The sequence below is a fragment of the Blastococcus saxobsidens genome (genome assembly GCF_002938435.1).
In the GTDB taxonomy this organism is placed as follows: domain Bacteria; phylum Actinomycetota; class Actinomycetes; order Mycobacteriales; family Geodermatophilaceae; genus Blastococcus; species Blastococcus saxobsidens.
In genome coordinates this window covers 60,859-75,672 of record NZ_POQT01000022.1, presented here as the reverse complement: position 1 = coordinate 75,672, position 14,814 = coordinate 60,859, and the positions used below count along the sequence as shown (strand labels likewise).

The following is a 14,814-nucleotide window of genomic DNA, read 5'->3' as shown; positions in this document are numbered from 1 at the left end:
AGGACGACGGCCACCCGGTTGCGCCGGGGGGCGGCCGGGGGGCCGGTCGTGCCCGGGCGCGTGCCGGGGCCTTCCGGGCGGGCGGAGGCCGCCCGGCGACGGGGCCGGCGGGCGGCGCCGGCGACCTGCGGCGCCTCGACCGTCCCGGCGATCGGCGCGGGCTCGCGGCCGGCCTCCACCTCGGCGATGGCGGCGGCGAAGGCGGCGCCGTCCGGGAACCGTCCGGTGGGGTCCTTGACCAGGGCGCACCCGATGAGCGTCCGCACGCCCGGCGGGAGCCCGCCCGGCAGGGGCTCGGGCTCCTGCTGCACCTGCTTGAGCGCGATCGTGACCGCGTTGTCGCCCTCGAACGCGGGATGCCCGGTGAGGCACTCGTAGCCGATCAGGCCGAGCGCGTAGACGTCGCTGGCGGGGCTGGCGTGCCGGCCCTCCGCCTGCTCCGGGGAGAGGTACTGGGGCGTGCCGATGACCTGGCCGGTGCGGGTCAGCGCCACGCTGCGCGCCGACCACGCGATGCCGAAGTCGGTGATCTTCACCGCGCCGTCGGGACGGATGAGGATGTTGCCGGGCTTCACGTCCCGGTGGACCATCCCGGCCCGGTGCGCCTCGGCGAGGGCCGACGCGGTCTGCCGGAGCACCGAGAGCGTCGTCGCGGCCGGCAGCGCGCCCTCGCGGTGCAGCAGCGCCGACAGCGGCTCACCCTCCACGAGCTCCATCACCAGGTAGGCGAGGGTCTCCCCCGACCCGTCCTGGGCGGTCTCCTCGCCGTAGTCGAAGACGGCGGCGATGTGCGGGTGGCTGAGCGCGGCGGCGTGCTGGGCCTCGGCGCGGAACCGGGCGACGAACGTGGCGTCGCCGGTGTACTCGCTGCGCAGCACCTTCACCGCGACCGGCCGGTGGAGGGCGATGTCGAGGCCGCGCCAGACCTGGCCCATGCCGCCGGAGGCGATCAGGTGGTGCAGCTCGTAGCGGTTCCCCAGGCACCTGCGCCCTGGTTGCACCACGGAGGCCACTCCTCGTCCTCGCCCACGTACGGGCCGTCGCCGTCCGGACGCCACTCGGCGCCCCTCGTGTGCTGTCCACTGCGCCGCCCGCCTACACATGGCAGCGCTTCATCGTCCACGATCGAGGGAGGTGCTCCTGACCGCCTCCCTGTTGCGGGACACACGCCCGGCGCGCCGGTTGCGGTGCGTGGTCGAGGAGCCACCGCCCCTGCATGGCGCGGCCCCCGTGCGCCGCGAGGCACGACGTGACGGGCACGGAGCGTGACAAGGTGGCGCTCGACGACGGCGGCGGTCGCCGTCCACCGACCGAGCCGGGAGGCGGGACGACGATGTCCGAGACCGTGACCAGGGAGGACGCCGGCGGCGTCGCGACGCTGACCCTCCTGCGACCGGGCCTGACCCACGACTCGCGCCGCGACCTGCTCGCCGCGGTGCAGGCGGTCGCGGCCGACGAGTCGGTGCGGGCGGTGCTGCTCACCGGTACGGGCCGGGCCTTCTGCGTCGGGCAGGACCTCGGCGAGCACCTGGCCGAGATGCAGGGCGGCGCACCGGCCCCGCTGTCGGTGGTGGAGCACGAGTACAACCCGCTCGTGCTGGCGCTGGCCGCGCTCCGGGTGCCGGTGGTCGTGGCCGTCAACGGCGCGTGCGCGGGCGCCGGGCTGGGCATCGCCCTGGCCGGCGACATCCGGGTGGCGGCGGCGGGTGCGAAGTTCACCACCGCGTTCACCGGCATCGGGCTGTCCAGCGACTCGGCGCTGGCCGCCCGTCTGGTGCACACCGTGGGTGGCTCGCGGGCCGCGGAGCTGCTGCTGTTCCCCGAGCCGTTCCTCGCCGAGAAGGCGGCCGAGTGGGGGCTGGTGCACCGCGTGGTCGCCGCCGAGCAGGTGCTCGCGGAGGCGCGGGGGCTGGCCGAGCGGCTCGCCGCCGGGCCGACGGCCGCCTACCGGGCGGTGAAGACGGTGCTGGCCACGGCCGCCACCGACTCGCTGGCCGACACGCTGGCCCTCGAGGGCCGGCTGCAGGCGGAGGTCGGGCAGAGCGCCGACCACCGCGAGGCGGTCGAGGCGTTCCTGGCCAAGCGCCCCCCGGTGTTCACCGGGCGCTGATCGCAGCGGCCGGACCGGCCCGGCGCGCGGCCGGGAAGGGTGCACCTGCCACCGGGGTGGGCGCGTCCACCCGGCAGCAGGGCGTCAGGGGGCCGTCAGCGCACCAGGGTGGTGCAGACGGCGCACACGTCGGTGGCCGCGACCGGCCACTGCTCGTCGGGCACGATGCGGGCCAGCGAGCCGCAGACGGTGAGCTCGCAGGCCCCGTCGAGCTCGGCCTGCGGCCGGTGCAGCTCGACGGCGTGCCACAGCGCGGCCGTCGGCCCGTGGGCGCGGCTGCGGGCGGCGGCGTGGACGATCGTCTGCAGCATCATGGCCACAAGGTCGGCAGGCGGCGCGATCGCGGTTACGGGTGGAGGGGCCGGCCTCACCCCAAAGGGGTGGTCCCGCGGCGCGGGGACCTGGCGCGCGGAGCACCGGCCCGGTGCAGGATGCGCCCATGGACCTCACCAAGCACGGGCATGCCTGCGTCGTCCTCGGCGACGGCGAGCGGCGCCTGGTCATCGACCCGGGCGCGTTCACCGACCCGTCTGCCCTGGACGGCGCCACGGCGGTGCTCATCACGCACGAGCACCCCGACCACTTCGTGGCCGAGCGCCTGCGCGGCGCACTGGAGGCGTCGCCGGCCCTCGAGGTGTGGACCAACCGGTCCGTGGCCGCCCAGCTGGAGGGCGTGGGGACGCGGGTCCACGTGGTGGGGCACGGGGACGTCGTCGACGTCGCCGGGTTCGAGGTGGCGGTGCACGGTGAGCTGCACGCCGAGATCCACCCGGATCTCCCCCGGGTGGCCAACATCGGCTTCCTCGTCGACGGGCGGGTGTTCCACCCCGGGGACGCCTTCACGGTGCCGGAGGCGCCGGTGGAGACGCTGCTGCTGCCGCTGCACGCGCCGTGGTCCCGCACCGCCGACGTCATCGACTACGTGCGGGCGGTGCACGCCGACCAGGCGTACTCGGTGCACGACGGCCTGCTCAACGACGCCGGTCTGGGCGTCGTCGGCGGCCTGCTGGGGGAGCGGGGTCCCGGGACCCCGACCCCCCTCGGCCGGCTGGCGCCGGGGGACTCCGTCGAGCTGTGAGCCCCCCGGCTGCCGGTCGGGTCAGTGGCGGACGGAGCGGCTCGACCGCCCGGCCGTGCCCGCGTAGCCACCGACCAGCACGAGCGCAGCGACGACGGCGAGCACGAAGCCCAGGACGTTGAGCTCGAAGATGTCACCGGTGCCGAGCAGGCTGGCGATGAAGCCACCGATGAGGGCTCCCAGGACACCCAGCACCAGGGTGGCGACGATGCTGATGTTCTGCTTGCCCGGAAGGATCAGCCGGGCGAGCGCTCCGATGACGAGGCCGATCACGATGAGGCCGAGGATGTCGAGGAACACAGCGTTCTCCTTCGTTCGTACCGGCGTGGCCCCCATCCGGCAGGTGCCGGTTGCGCACACCGGTGCACGACGAGTCCTGGTACCCGCAAGATCGCCTGCTGATGCACCGGTCCCCCGATGGGGTCAGGTCGGGCCGGCCACCCGCTGCACGTGGGCGGGGACCTTGTCCAGCTCCGCGTCGACGGTGCGCTGGACCAGCCGGCGGAGAGCTCCGCGCTGCAGCCGGCGGACCACCCGGCCGCCGGTCGACGGCTCGTGGGTGATGGTCATGGTCACCCGCGTCCCGCCGTCGGCCGTCGGGGCGAGCTCGATCCGCGTCGTCCACGTCTCCGGGGTGAGGCGCAACCGGGTGGCCACCAGCCGGGGTGGCTCCCACGCGACGATCTCGCCCTGCGGCGCGCCGGCCGCCGGAGGGCCCGTCGGCCGTCCGGGCGCGCAGACGAACGTCGTCCCCAGGCCCGGGCCGCCGTCGGCGGCGTCGACGACGTAGGAGACGTCGCACACCGAGCAGTACGGCTCGAGCACCGCCAACGCCCGCCACACGTCCTCCGGCGACTCCGGGACCTCACGGGCGCCGGTGGCCGTGGTGGGGGTCCCGGCCATCAGCGGCCACCCACCGAGACCTCGAACTCCACCTGGCTGACGTCGGGACGCAGCCGGGAGAAGCTGTGCAGCAGCGGCTCGCCCTCCCGGTCGCGGACCGTGGTCCGCACCACCAGCAGCGGCGATCCCGCCACCACGCGGAGCAGATCGGCCTCCTCCGGTGCCGCGGTGCCGACGTCGACGACGATCCGCGCGTGCGCCAGGTCCGCGGCGTACTCCCGGCGGAGGAAGTCGTAGAGCGAGCCCTCGCCGAATTCGGCGGTCGCGGCGCTCGGGTACCGCTCCTCGGGCAGGAAGCTGTGCGCCACGTGGTTGGGGGCGCCGTCCACGCTGCGCAGCCGCACCAGCTCGACGACGTCGGCCGTGGGGTCCAGCCGCAGCTCCGTGGCCACCGACGCCGGCACCGGCACCACCCGCTGGATGAGGACGGTGGTGCCCACCTGGGCGCCCTGCTCGGTCATGACCGAACTCCAGCCGGCGATGCGGTGCACGAAGCTCTCGCGGTACTCGTGCCGGATGGCCGGGCGGGTCACGTAGGTGCCCCGCCCCTGCTCCCGCACGAGGTGGCCGTCGGCGACCAGGCCGTCGACGGCCCGGCGCAGGGTGATGCGGCTGACGCCGTACTCGGCGCAGAGCACCGGCTCCGGTGGGAGGAGGGCCAGCTCGGGGAGAGCGGCCACCCGTCGACGCAGGTGCTCGCGGACCGACAGGTACTTCGGTCCGGGGACGGGGCTGACCACCTCGCAAAGGTACTGCGGGAACAGACGTCTGGTCGTCATGTCGTATGGGACGTCACGCGTGACCAGGCGATCCCGCCACGCGCGACCGGTCGGTCGGTCCGGACATCAGGACGTCATGACGTATGGTGGCGGCTTCCGACCCGGAGGGAGAGCCGGTGCGCATCGGAATCCTCACCGGCGGGGGCGACTGCCCCGGCCTCAACGCCGTCATCCGCTCCGTCGTCCGCACGGCGGCGAACCACTACGGCAGCGAGGTGATCGGCTTCCGCGACGGCTGGCGCGGCCTCCTGGAGGACCGCACCACCCCGCTGGACATCGGTGCGGTCGACGGCTTGCTGACCCGCGGCGGGACCACCCTCGGTTCGGCGCGCGTCGCCCCCGGGCTGCTGCGCGACGGGCTGGACCGCATGCGGGCGGTGCTCGCGGACCACGACGTCGACGTGCTGGTCCCGATCGGCGGAGAAGGCACGCTCACCGCCGCGCACATGCTCTCCGAGGCCGGTGTGCCCGTGGTCGGCGTGCCCAAGACGATCGACAACGACATCGACTGCACCGACCTCACGTTCGGCTTCGACACCGCGGTCAGCATCGCGACCGAGATGATCGACCGGTTGCACACCACCGCCGAGTCCCATCAGCGGGTGCTGCTCGTGGAGGTCATGGGTCGGCACGCCGGCTGGATCGCCCTGCACGCGGGCCTCGCGGCCGGCGCCCATCTGACGCTCGTGCCGGAGGAGCCCTTCGACGTCGAGGAGGTCTGCCGGCTGGTGACCGCCCGGTTCGAGCGCGGTGACTCGCACGTCATCGGCGTCGTCGCCGAGGGCGCGACGCCGAAGCCCGGGACCATGGCGCTGCGCGACGGCGGGGTCGACGAGTACGGGCACCGCCGCTTCACCGGCGTCGCCCAGCAGTTGGGTTTCGAGCTCGAGCGGCGCACCGGCAAGGAGGTGCGGACGACGGTGCTCGGGCACGTGCAGCGCGGCGGCACCCCGACCTCGTTCGACCGCGTGCTGGCCACCCGCTTCGGGCTGCACGCCACGATCGCCGCGCACGAGGGCCGCTACGGGCAGATGGTGGCGCTGCGGGGGACGGACATCGAGCTGGTGCCGCTGGGCGACGCGGTCGCCCGGCTCAAGACCGTCACGCCGTCGCGGCTGGCCGAACGCCGCGCCTTCACCGGCTGAGCAGCCCGGCCACCTCGTTGGCCCGGCCGTCGACCGCGCGCTGCGGGACCGGAGACCAGCGCACTGTGCGACCCGCCGACGGCCGCAGGACCGGCACCGGGGCGCACCCGCAGGCGATCCGCACGTCCGGGGTGTCCCCGGTGGACCGGTGTGAGGGGGAACGCCAGGGTCGGGTGGCCGGAGGGGGCAGACGACGGGGGAGACTGCGGACGTGACGGACGGGCCCGAAGGGCGCACGCGCCGGTGGGAGACGACCCACCGACGGATCCTGGCGGCGGCGCTGGCGCTGTTCCAGGAGCACGGGTTCGACGAGGTGGGCGTCGCCCACATCGCGGCCGCGGCGCACGTGTCGGTGCCGACCTTCTACGCGCACTACCCGAGCAAGGAACACGTGATCATGCAGCTGCCGACGCGGGAGGCGACGGCTGCGCTCCTCGCCGCGCAGCCTGCCGACCTGCCCCTGGGCCAGCAGATCCGCCGCGGCGTGGTGCAGATGGTCGCCCAGTTCACCCCCGAGGACCGCGCCGAGCTCTCCGCCCGGTGGCGGGTCATCGCCACCACCCCGGCGCTCCGCAACCGGGCCGCCGAGTTCGAGCGCACGACCGCGACCATGCTGCTGGACAACCTCACCGAGACCGGCCGGCGCACCTCCGGGCCGACGGACGCCGTGGTGGCCGGCGCCTACATGTCCGCCTTCACGGTCGGCCTGCTCGCCTGGGCCGACGGCGACTTCGAGCGCAAGCTGGAGGAGTGCCTGGAAGAGGCCTTCGACGCCCTCGAGGCGGCCTGAGTCTGAGGTCGGGCGATCAGCGGCCGGGGGAGCGCAGCTCCACGACGGTGACCTCGGGCCTGGCCCCCACCCGCATCGGCGGGCCCCAGAAGCCGGCACCGGCGGTCACGTACAGCTGCGTGTCCCCGTGCCGGGACAGGCCTTCGACGGCCGGCTGGTCGAGCCGGACGGCGTAGTCGAACGGCCACAGCTGCCCGCCGTGCGTGTGCCCGGACAGCTGCAGGTCCACCCCGGCCCGCGCCGCCTGGTCGACCATGACCGGCTGGTGGGCGAGCAGCACCACCGGAGTCGCGTCGTCCCGGCCGTCGAGGGCCGCGTCGAGGTCGGCCCCGTGCCCGGGCAGGCCGGAAGCGGCTGCCGTCCGGTCGTCGATGCCGGCCAGGTCGAAGGTCGCCCCGGCCCGCCGGATCGGCACCCGCTCGTTGCGCAGCACCTGGACCCCGAGGGTGGGCAGGTGCCGGAGCCACGCGCCGGTGTCGGTGAAGTACTCGTGATTGCCGGTCACGAAGTAGACGCCCTGCTCGGTGACCAGGTCGGCCAGCGGAGCGGCGTCCTCGCGCAACTCGTCGACGCCGTCGTCCACGAGGTCGCCGACGATGGCGACGACGTCGGGGCGCTGCTGGTTGATGATCTCGACCAGCCGCTCGAACCGCCGGCCGCCGTAGGTGGAGGAGAGGTGGCCGTCGGAGAAGGTGACGATCCGCAGGCCGTCCAGCGCCGGGTCCAACCGGGGCAGGGTCACGGGCACCCGCCGGACGACCGGCGCACTGTTGGCGAAGTACGCCCCGGTTCCGGCGGTGCCGAGCGCCACGGCGCCCGCCGTCACCGCGAGCGAGCGGGCGAGGAACAGCCGCCGGGAGGCGTCCGGGACACCGCGGTCGGCCAGGACGGCTCCGCCGGGCCCATCGCCGTCCTGCCGGACGGCAACGACACTGCGGTCCTCACGGACCGCACCGCGGCCAGGTGCCGTTCCCCCCTCGGGTCGAGCCGATTCGCCCCGCCTGCGCGGACCCCTCCGGGGGCCACTCGGCACGACCGTGCCAGCCGCGCGCCTGCGGATCAGCGCGTTCCCCACCGCACGCACCGGTTCCAGGGCGAGGAGGGCGAGGAATGCGTAGAAGGCGATGCCGAGCCAGCTGAAGGCCACCCAGCTCAGCGGGGCGGCGGCGGCCATGGGCAGCTGTCCCCGGAACACCACCGCGAGCACCGGCAGCACGGCGAGCACGGCCGTGAGCCGGGTCAGCCTCCGTCGCAGCAGGCCGCGCCCGGTGGTCGAGCGCACCAGGCGGAACCACAGGTAGCCGTGCAGCAGCCCGACGGCGAGCAGGACGACGGTGCCGAAGCCCAGCAGGCCCACGATGGACAACTCCGGCCTCCGGGCCTCGACGTGCGACGGACCCCGACATCGTGCCCGCCCGTGCCCCAGGAGGACGACGCGACCCGGCGAGTGGTTCCCGGACGGGTTCAGCGCCCGCTGCGGTCCAGCCGTCCGGCGAGCGCGAACGCCAGCTTCGAGGCACGGGCCGACGGCTGCGCGCCCGCGCCGACCAGCACCGCGCCGACGGCCGCCAGCAGCGGCTCCTCCCCCGCGACCAGCTCCACCTCGACCTCCCGCCAGCCGCGCTCCTCCGGCTGCCCGCCCGGCGCCGTCGGCAGCACGGTGGCCACGACCGTGTCGTCGGCGACCTCGGCGAGGACCCGCCCGTCGGCGTCCCCGAGCGCCGTGACCACCCGCCGGGTGCTCAGGGTCACCACCGGCACGACGGGTGCCCCGTCGAGGATCGTGGCGACGGCGTCCCGCAGCTCGTCCGGCGGCCCTCCGGCGCTCTCCCCCAGCGGCAGGTGCAGCTCCCGGCGCGCGGCCCCGGCCGGGAGCTTGAGGTGCCACCCCTCGTCCGGCCCGCCGGTGCGCCGGCGGAGGGTGACCCGGGCGCGGGCCAGCCGGAGGTCCGCGGTGTCGTGGTAGACGGCGACCAGGTCGTGGACCACCGGCGGGCCGGCCGTCGCGATCCCGGGCACACCGGCCAGGCCCGGCACGACGAACTCCGGGCCGACGTCGAACTTCTGCTCGATCTCCAGCTGCTCGGTGACCACGGCACGACGGTAGGGCCGCCGGGGAGCGGCTGCGCCCCGGGCTCGCTACGTTCGCGGCATGCCCGACCAGCGCGCCGCCCCGAACCGGTGGGCCGCCGCCGCCGCGCCCTGGGCGGTGTGGGCGCTCCTGCGGGCGACGGGCGCGGAACGCGGCTACCCGCTGGTGCCGGCACTGGCGTTCACGCCGTACGCCGCGGCGACCTCCGTGCTGCCGCTGGTCGCCGCCGTCGCCGCCCGGTCGCGGACCGGCACCCTGCTGGCCGCGGGGGCCGGCGCGGTGCTCGCCGGGGCGGTGCTGGGCAACCGCGGCGTCCCGGCCCCGGCGCCGCCGCAGGGCGGGGAGCGGCTGCGGGTCGCCACGGTGAGCCTGCGCAAGGGCCTGGTGGCCGCCGAGCCGGTCCTGGAGCTCGTCCGGCTGTACGACGTCGACCTGCTGGCGGTGCAGGAGCTCACCCCGGAGGCCGAGCGGCGGCTGCGCGAGGCCGGCCTGGACCGGCTGCTGCCGCATGCCGCGGTGATCCCGGCCCGGTCGGGCTCGGTGCCCTCGGCGTCCGGCGCCGTGTGGAGCCGGCTGCCGCTGACGGCCTGCGCGGCGGTGCCCGGCGAGTACGAGCAGCCGACCGTGCGGGTGGCCGCGGGCGCCGGGTCGGCGGTCGAGCTGGTCTCCGTGCACTCGGCGCCCCCGGCCACGGGCCCGTCCTCGGTGCGGGCCTGGACCAGCGACCTGGCCGCACTGCCAGCGCCGGTCCCCGGCGTCCTGCGGGTGCTGGCCGGCGACTTCAACGCCACCCCCGACCACGGCGCGTGGCGGTCCCTGCTGCGCAGGGGCTACGTGGACGCCGCCCGGGCGACGGGGCGGGGCGCCGAGTGGACATGGCGGCCGCTGCGGCTCCCGCTGCCCCGGATGGCGCTCGACCACGTCCTCGTCGACCCGCGGATCGCCGTCGCGGGGTGCCGATTCGTGCCCGTGCGCGGCAGCGACCACCGCTCCGTCGTCGCCGACCTGGTGCTGCCACCCGGGTGACCGGCACGCGACGCATGTTCACCGGCGGCCCCGCCGGGGAAGGCCTCGTGCTGGTGTGCTCACCGGAGCGCGCCGTCCGCGAGAGGAGCGGCCATGTTGAGCCAGCGCGAGGTGACCGCCGCCATCGGCACCACCGCCTACGGGGACAGCGGCGACAAGCTGGGCACCGTCGAGCACTTCTTCCTCGACGACCGCACCGGTGAACCCACCTGGGTCGCCGTCAGCACCGGGCTCTTCGGGACCCGCCACTCGATCGTGCCCGCCGGGGAGGCGACCTGGGCCGACGGGCAGCTCCGGCTGCCGGTCTCGGCCGACGCGGTGAAGAACGCGCCCGCCGTGAAGGGCGACCACCTCGACCCCGGCGAGGAGGCCGAGCTGCGCCGGCACTACGGCCTCGCGGGCGGGGTCACCCCGGTGCCGACCGGTGACCAGCGGACGACCGGCACCGACCCGGCCGACGCCGTCACCCGCACGCTGCCCGCGACCGGGAGCGGGAGCGGGAGCGGGAGCGGGAGCGTGGCCGTCCCGGTCACCCCGCCGGTCCCGGCGTCGGACACGACTGCCCGGCACGCGGCCCCGGAGAGCACCGACGGCGCCATGACCCGCAGCGAGGAGCGCCTGGCGGTCCGCACCGAGCGCGTGCCGGACCGGCGCGTGCGGGTGGTGAAGCACGTGGTCACCGACGAGGTCCAGGTGACCGTCCCGATCCGCCGCGAGGAGATCCGCATCGAGGAGATCCCGCTCGACGCCGAGGGCGGCGTCCACGGGGAGTCGCTCGCGGGGGACGCCTCGACCGCCGGCGTCCTGCCGGAGGAGATCGTGCTGCACGCCGAGCGCCCGGTGGTCACCGTCGAGGTGGTGCCGGTGGAGCGCGTCCGCCTGCGCACCGAGCTGGTGCAGGAGCAGGAGACCGTGAGCGGGCAGGTGCGCCGCGAGCAGGTGGTCGTGGACGAGGACCGGGCGGCGCCGCGCGACCGCGGCTGACCCGCGTCAGCCCCGGCGGTCGGCGAGGAAGCGGAAGCGGTCCCGGGTGGCGGCGACCTCGTCGGCGTCGACGTCGGCGAGCACGATCGTCTCGATCCCTGCCGCCGTCGCCAGGAGCTCGCCCATCGGGCTGATGATCCGGCTGTCACCGGCGTGCTCGGTGCCGTCGCCGGCGGTGCCCACCCGGTTGCAGCCGACGACGTACGCCTGGTTCTCGATGGCCCGCGCCTGCAGCAGCGCCTGCCAGTGCAGCCGCCGCGCAGCCGGCCAGTTCGCTACGACGACGTAGAGGTCGGTCTCCGGTGCGGCGGCCCAGAACACGTCGGCGAAGCGGAGGTCGTAGCAGATGAACGGGGTGATCCTCAGGCCACCGACGGTCACGGTCACCGGGCCCTCGCCGGCGCGGAACCGCTCGTGCTCCCCGCCGTGGGAGAACGGGTGCAGCTTCCGGTAGCGGTGGGTGGTGCCGTCGGGACCGGCCAGCACGAAGGAGTTGTGCGGGAGTTCCTCGCCGGGCGCGATCTCCGGGCAGCTGCCCCCCACCCAGACGCCGTGCTCGGCGGCCTGCGCGGCCAGGAACCGGGCGGAGGGCCCGTCCTGCGGTTCCCCGATGCCGGGCGTCATGGAGAACCCCGTGGAGAAGGTCTCGGTCAGCAGCACCAGCTCGGCGCCCGCCGCCGCGGCCCTGGCCACCTGAGGGGCCACGGAGGCGAACGTGGCCTCGCGGTCCTCCCAGACGATGTCGTGCTGCACCGCCGCGATCTTCATCCCAGCCTCCTCAGCCGCTCCACCGCGTCGGCGAGCAGCGCATCGCTCTTGCAGAACGCGAACCGCACCAGGTGCCGGCCCAGGTCCGCGTGCTCCGGGGTGTAGAAGACCACGGTGGGGATGGCGACCACGCCGGCCAGGTCCGGCAGCGCCCGGCAGAAGGCCAGGCCGTCACCGTCCGGGCGCACCGGTCGGACGTCGACCGTGGCGAAGTACGTGGCCTCCGGGCTGATCACCGGCAGCCCCGCCCCGGCCAGCCCGGCGACCAGGACGTCGCGGCGGCGCTGCAGGTCACCGGCGGCCGCGGCGAAGTAGGCGTCGGGCAGCCGCAGCCCTGCGGCCACCGCGGGCTGGAAGGGTCCGGCGTTGACGTAGGTGAGGAACTGCTTGGCGGTGCGGACGGCGGCGACCAGCGGGGCGGGGCCGCAGATCCAGCCGACCTTCCAGCCGGTCACGTTGAACGTCTTGCCGGCGCTGGAGACCACGAGCGTGCGTTCCCGCATGCCCGGCAGGCCGGCGGGGGAGACATGCCGGGCCCCGTCGAAGACGAGGTGCTCGTACACCTCGTCGGTGAGCACGGTGAGGTCGTGCTGCTTCGCCAGGTCGGCCAGCAGCGCCAGCTCCTCGGACGTGAAGACCTTGCCGGTGGGGTTGTGCGGCGTGTTGACCAGCAGCAGGCGCGTGCGCGGCGTGACGGCTGCCCGCAGCCGGGCCTCGTCGAAGGTCCAGGGGCCCGTACCGTCCACCGGCGGGTGGAGGGGCACGGCGCGCACCACGCCCCCGGCCATGGCGACCGACGCGCTGTAGCTGTCGTAGACCGGCTCGAACAGCACCACCTCGTCGCCGGGTTCGAGCAGCGCCAGCATCGTGGCCGCGAGCGCCTCGGTGGCGCCGGCGGTGACCAGCACCTCGGTGTCCGGGTCGTAGGTGAGCCCGGAGAACCGCTGCTGGTGCCCGGCGATCGCGGCCCGCAGTTCGGGGATGCCCGGCCCGGGTGGGTACTGGTCGGCACTGGTGCCGATCGCGCCCCGCGCGACGTCGAGCACCTCGCGCGGGCCGGGGTAGTCGGGGAACCCCTGGCCCAGGTTCACCGACCCGGTGGCCAGGGCGAGCGCGCTCATCTCGGCGAACACCGTCGTCCCGAACCCGCGCAGCCGGGATGACAGCGGTGCGGTCATGCGGTCCCCTCCCCGATCGGTTCTCGCGGCCCCCTGCAGGGTCCGGCGGCGAGCTCGCGAGTCGCGGGGGGCAGGGGGTCGTTCATCAGCGGACCCGGACGTCCTCGTGGCCCTCGACGGAGACGACGTCGCCGGACCGGAGCTGCCGGCCGCGGCGCTCCTCGGGCTCGCCGTTCACGGTCACCGCGCCGGACACGAGGACGTCCTTCACCTGGGCGCCGGTGGGGACGGCGTCGACCAGCTTGAGCAGCTGGCCGAGCCGGATGGAGTCCTCGCCGGGACGCAGGTCGACGGTGCGCACGCCGCTCAGTCTGCCGCCGGGGCCAGCAGGTCGCCGACCCGGACCGTCCCCGGAGCCAGGACGGCGGCCCGGACGGCCAGCAGCCCGTCGCGCTCGCGGTGGATGGTCTCGAGGACGGACGTGTCGCGGGCGATCCCGCCGGGCTGCGGGCGGGTGGTCATGACGCACCGCGCGATCGGCACGCCGAACCGCAGCCGCACGCCGCCCAGCCGGGCCTCCCGGCCCCGCAACGCGTCCTCCCCCTCGCCCTCGAGGACGACGTTCGCCCGGAACCTGCGGCGGTCCCAGCGGCCCAGCGTGCCGGTGGACACCAGGGAGACCCGGATCCGCGGGCTGTCGTGGAAGGGGCCGGGCGCGCCCTCCCACTGCAGCCACTCGGTGGGGTCGGGCACCTCCTCGTCGGCGGGGGTCTCGTAGACCGGCGGCACGTCGCCGTCCTCGTCGGCTGCCCGCAGCTCCACCCGGCGACCGAGCCAGTCCGAGAGGACGGCGTCGTCGCCGGTCACGGTGCCGTCGGGCAGCACGACCTCGACGCCGCCGTCGGGCCGGACCCGGGCGGCGCCCCAGAGCAGCTCGGGCACCCGCCGCGCGGTGAGGCCCAGGCCGGTGTCCCGGTCGAAGAGCGCCCAGCGCCGGTCACCGGCGATGCCGAGGTCGCCGATCTCCGCCTCGGGCAGCCGCTGGCCCTGCAGGGACTTCACCGGATAGCGCCACAGCTCGAGGACGCGCACGTCAGGCCGCCGGGGTCCAGGCCAGCGTCCAGGTCCCGGACCACTGCTGCCCAGGATCGAGCACGATCAGGTCGGCGCCGTCGGCGAACGCGTTGGGCGGGCAGGTCATCGGCTCGACGGCGATGCTGCGCCGCCACTGGCCGGGCGGCAGCGTGTCGCCGGTGTAGACCTGCAGCCACGGCCAGGCGGCGTCCAGGCCGAGTTCCAGCCGCCCCGCCGCACCCGCCACCCGGACGCGGGCCCAGCCGTCGGAGTCGCGGTCCAGGTCGGTGAGCGGCGTGTCCAGGGGGCGGTCGCCGATGCGGCCCACCGCGCCGTCGAAGGGCTGCCGCTCCCCGGTAGGCATCCCGCCGTCGAGCACGAGCTCGGTGCGGGCCGGCACCGTGAGCTCGGCGTCGCCGATGCCGCCGTCCGCCGTCGCGCCCAGGGACAGGTAGGGGTGCATCCCGGCACCGAAGGGTGCAGGGCGGTCCCCGGTGTTGCGGACGCGGAGCGTGCAGGTCAGCCCCTCGGCCGTCAGCGCGTGGTCGACCGCGGCGGCCAGCCGGAACGGGTAGCCGGGGTGCGGCTGCACCGTCGTCCCGACCGTGACGGACCGGTCCGCCCTGTCGAGCACCGTCCACGGCTGCCAGGAGAGCAGTCCGTGGATGGCGTGCGGCTCCTCGGGCGACTGGACGTCGAGCTGCAGGTCCTCCCCCTCCCAGCTCCACCGGCCGTGCCGGATGCGATTGGGCCAGGGCAGCAGGACCGCGCCGCGCCAGCCGGGGGCGACGCCGCCCGCGGGGTAGCCGTCGAGCACCTCCCAGTCCCCCACGGCGACCCGGCGCAGCGCCCCGCCGCGCAGGTCGACGACGAGGACCGCGTCCCCGGCGGTCAGTTCCACCTCGGTGGGCGCGGTCTCGGGCCAGGTGTCGGGCATGCGGTCAGCT

18 protein-coding genes are annotated in these 14,814 nt (G+C 75.5%); 6 read left to right on the top strand and 12 right to left on the bottom strand.

The annotated features are described in order from the left end of the window. Nucleotides 1-1,004: protein kinase domain-containing protein (locus C5507_RS14085; protein ID WP_170107062.1), on the bottom strand; the 1,004-nt coding region annotated here is incomplete at its 3' end. Between the two features lie 245 nt (nucleotides 1,005-1,249). Here C5507_RS14085 and C5507_RS14080 point away from each other — a divergent pair. Continuing rightward, nucleotides 1,250-2,110, top strand: coding sequence for an enoyl-CoA hydratase-related protein (locus tag C5507_RS14080; RefSeq protein ID WP_242611248.1), 861 nt, complete (start codon nucleotides 1,250-1,252; stop codon nucleotides 2,108-2,110). A gap of 95 nt (nucleotides 2,111-2,205) precedes the next feature. Here C5507_RS14080 and C5507_RS14075 read toward each other — a convergent pair whose 3' ends face one another. Then, nucleotides 2,206-2,424, bottom strand: coding sequence for a hypothetical protein (locus C5507_RS14075; protein ID WP_104529154.1), 219 nt, complete (start codon nucleotides 2,422-2,424; stop codon nucleotides 2,206-2,208). Between the two features lie 125 nt (nucleotides 2,425-2,549). On the opposite strand from C5507_RS14075, the gene C5507_RS14070 reads away from it, so the two are divergent. Next, nucleotides 2,550-3,188: an MBL fold metallo-hydrolase gene (locus C5507_RS14070; protein WP_104529140.1), complete on the top strand. Its 639-nt coding sequence runs from the start codon at nucleotides 2,550-2,552 to the stop codon at nucleotides 3,186-3,188. 21 nt (nucleotides 3,189-3,209) lie between these two features. On the opposite strand, the gene C5507_RS14065 is transcribed toward C5507_RS14070, so the two are convergent. The 3 genes from C5507_RS14065 to C5507_RS14055 form a co-directional block, all read right to left on the bottom strand. Next, on the bottom strand, nucleotides 3,210-3,488 hold the full coding sequence (locus C5507_RS14065; RefSeq protein WP_242611247.1) for a GlsB/YeaQ/YmgE family stress response membrane protein: 279 nt from the start codon (nucleotides 3,486-3,488) through the stop codon (nucleotides 3,210-3,212). Between the two features lie 123 nt (nucleotides 3,489-3,611). Then, the gene (locus tag C5507_RS14060; RefSeq protein WP_104529139.1) at nucleotides 3,612-4,091 is read right to left on the bottom strand and encodes an SRPBCC family protein; all 480 of its coding nucleotides are present in this window, start codon (nucleotides 4,089-4,091) and stop codon (nucleotides 3,612-3,614) included. Then, entirely contained in the window at nucleotides 4,091-4,870 is a 780-nt protein-coding gene (locus C5507_RS14055; protein WP_104529138.1) for a GntR family transcriptional regulator, read from the bottom strand. The genes C5507_RS14060 and C5507_RS14055 overlap by 1 nt, the downstream gene beginning before the upstream one ends. A 116-nt stretch (nucleotides 4,871-4,986) precedes the next feature. Here C5507_RS14055 and C5507_RS14050 point away from each other — a divergent pair, with 116 nt between their 5' ends. After that, entirely contained in the window at nucleotides 4,987-6,015 is a 1,029-nt protein-coding gene (locus C5507_RS14050) for an ATP-dependent 6-phosphofructokinase (protein WP_104529152.1), read from the top strand. Nucleotides 6,016-6,226: 211 nt separating this feature from the next. Beyond that, on the top strand, nucleotides 6,227-6,805 hold the full coding sequence (locus tag C5507_RS14045) for a TetR/AcrR family transcriptional regulator (protein ID WP_104529137.1): 579 nt from the start codon (nucleotides 6,227-6,229) through the stop codon (nucleotides 6,803-6,805). Between the two features lie 16 nt (nucleotides 6,806-6,821). Here the strand turns inward: C5507_RS14045 and C5507_RS14040 are convergent, their stop codons facing one another. Then, nucleotides 6,822-8,162 carry a metallophosphoesterase gene (locus C5507_RS14040; RefSeq protein ID WP_242611395.1) on the bottom strand — a complete coding sequence of 447 codons (1,341 nt, stop codon included), beginning with the start codon at nucleotides 8,160-8,162 and terminating at the stop codon, nucleotides 6,822-6,824. A gap of 107 nt (nucleotides 8,163-8,269) precedes the next feature. Continuing rightward, nucleotides 8,270-8,899 (bottom strand): CYTH domain-containing protein, encoded by a 630-nt coding sequence (locus C5507_RS14035; protein ID WP_104529135.1) that lies wholly within the window; start codon nucleotides 8,897-8,899, stop codon nucleotides 8,270-8,272. Nucleotides 8,900-8,957: 58 nt separating this feature from the next. On the opposite strand from C5507_RS14035, the gene C5507_RS14030 reads away from it, so the two are divergent. Then, nucleotides 8,958-9,923 carry an endonuclease/exonuclease/phosphatase family protein gene (locus C5507_RS14030; protein ID WP_104529134.1) on the top strand — a complete coding sequence of 322 codons (966 nt, stop codon included), beginning with the start codon at nucleotides 8,958-8,960 and terminating at the stop codon, nucleotides 9,921-9,923. 93 nt (nucleotides 9,924-10,016) lie between these two features. Further along, nucleotides 10,017-10,907 (top strand): DUF2382 domain-containing protein, encoded by an 891-nt coding sequence (locus tag C5507_RS14025; protein WP_104529133.1) that lies wholly within the window; start codon nucleotides 10,017-10,019, stop codon nucleotides 10,905-10,907. A gap of 6 nt (nucleotides 10,908-10,913) precedes the next feature. Here C5507_RS14025 and C5507_RS14020 read toward each other — a convergent pair whose 3' ends face one another. The 5 genes from C5507_RS14020 to C5507_RS14000 all read right to left on the bottom strand — a co-directional run bounded on the left by C5507_RS14020 (nucleotide 10,914) and on the right by C5507_RS14000 (nucleotide 14,804). After that, a complete protein-coding gene (locus C5507_RS14020; protein WP_104529132.1) occupies nucleotides 10,914-11,675 on the bottom strand; it encodes a nitrilase-related carbon-nitrogen hydrolase in 762 nt (253 codons plus the stop codon). Continuing rightward, nucleotides 11,672-12,853 (bottom strand): pyridoxal phosphate-dependent aminotransferase, encoded by a 1,182-nt coding sequence (locus C5507_RS14015; protein ID WP_104529131.1) that lies wholly within the window; start codon nucleotides 12,851-12,853, stop codon nucleotides 11,672-11,674. Before C5507_RS14015 ends, C5507_RS14020 begins: the two co-directional genes overlap by 4 nt. A gap of 85 nt (nucleotides 12,854-12,938) precedes the next feature. Further along, on the bottom strand, nucleotides 12,939-13,154 hold the full coding sequence (locus C5507_RS14010; protein ID WP_207225882.1) for an RNA-binding S4 domain-containing protein: 216 nt from the start codon (nucleotides 13,152-13,154) through the stop codon (nucleotides 12,939-12,941). Between the two features lie 5 nt (nucleotides 13,155-13,159). Then, complete coding sequence (locus tag C5507_RS14005) at nucleotides 13,160-13,885, bottom strand: MOSC domain-containing protein (RefSeq protein WP_104529130.1); 726 nt, start codon at nucleotides 13,883-13,885, stop codon at nucleotides 13,160-13,162. Between the two features lies 1 nt (nucleotide 13,886). Then, nucleotides 13,887-14,804, bottom strand: a complete 918-nt coding sequence (locus C5507_RS14000; RefSeq protein WP_104529129.1) for an aldose 1-epimerase family protein — start codon at nucleotides 14,802-14,804, stop codon at nucleotides 13,887-13,889. Nucleotides 14,805-14,814: the final 10 nt, after the last annotated feature.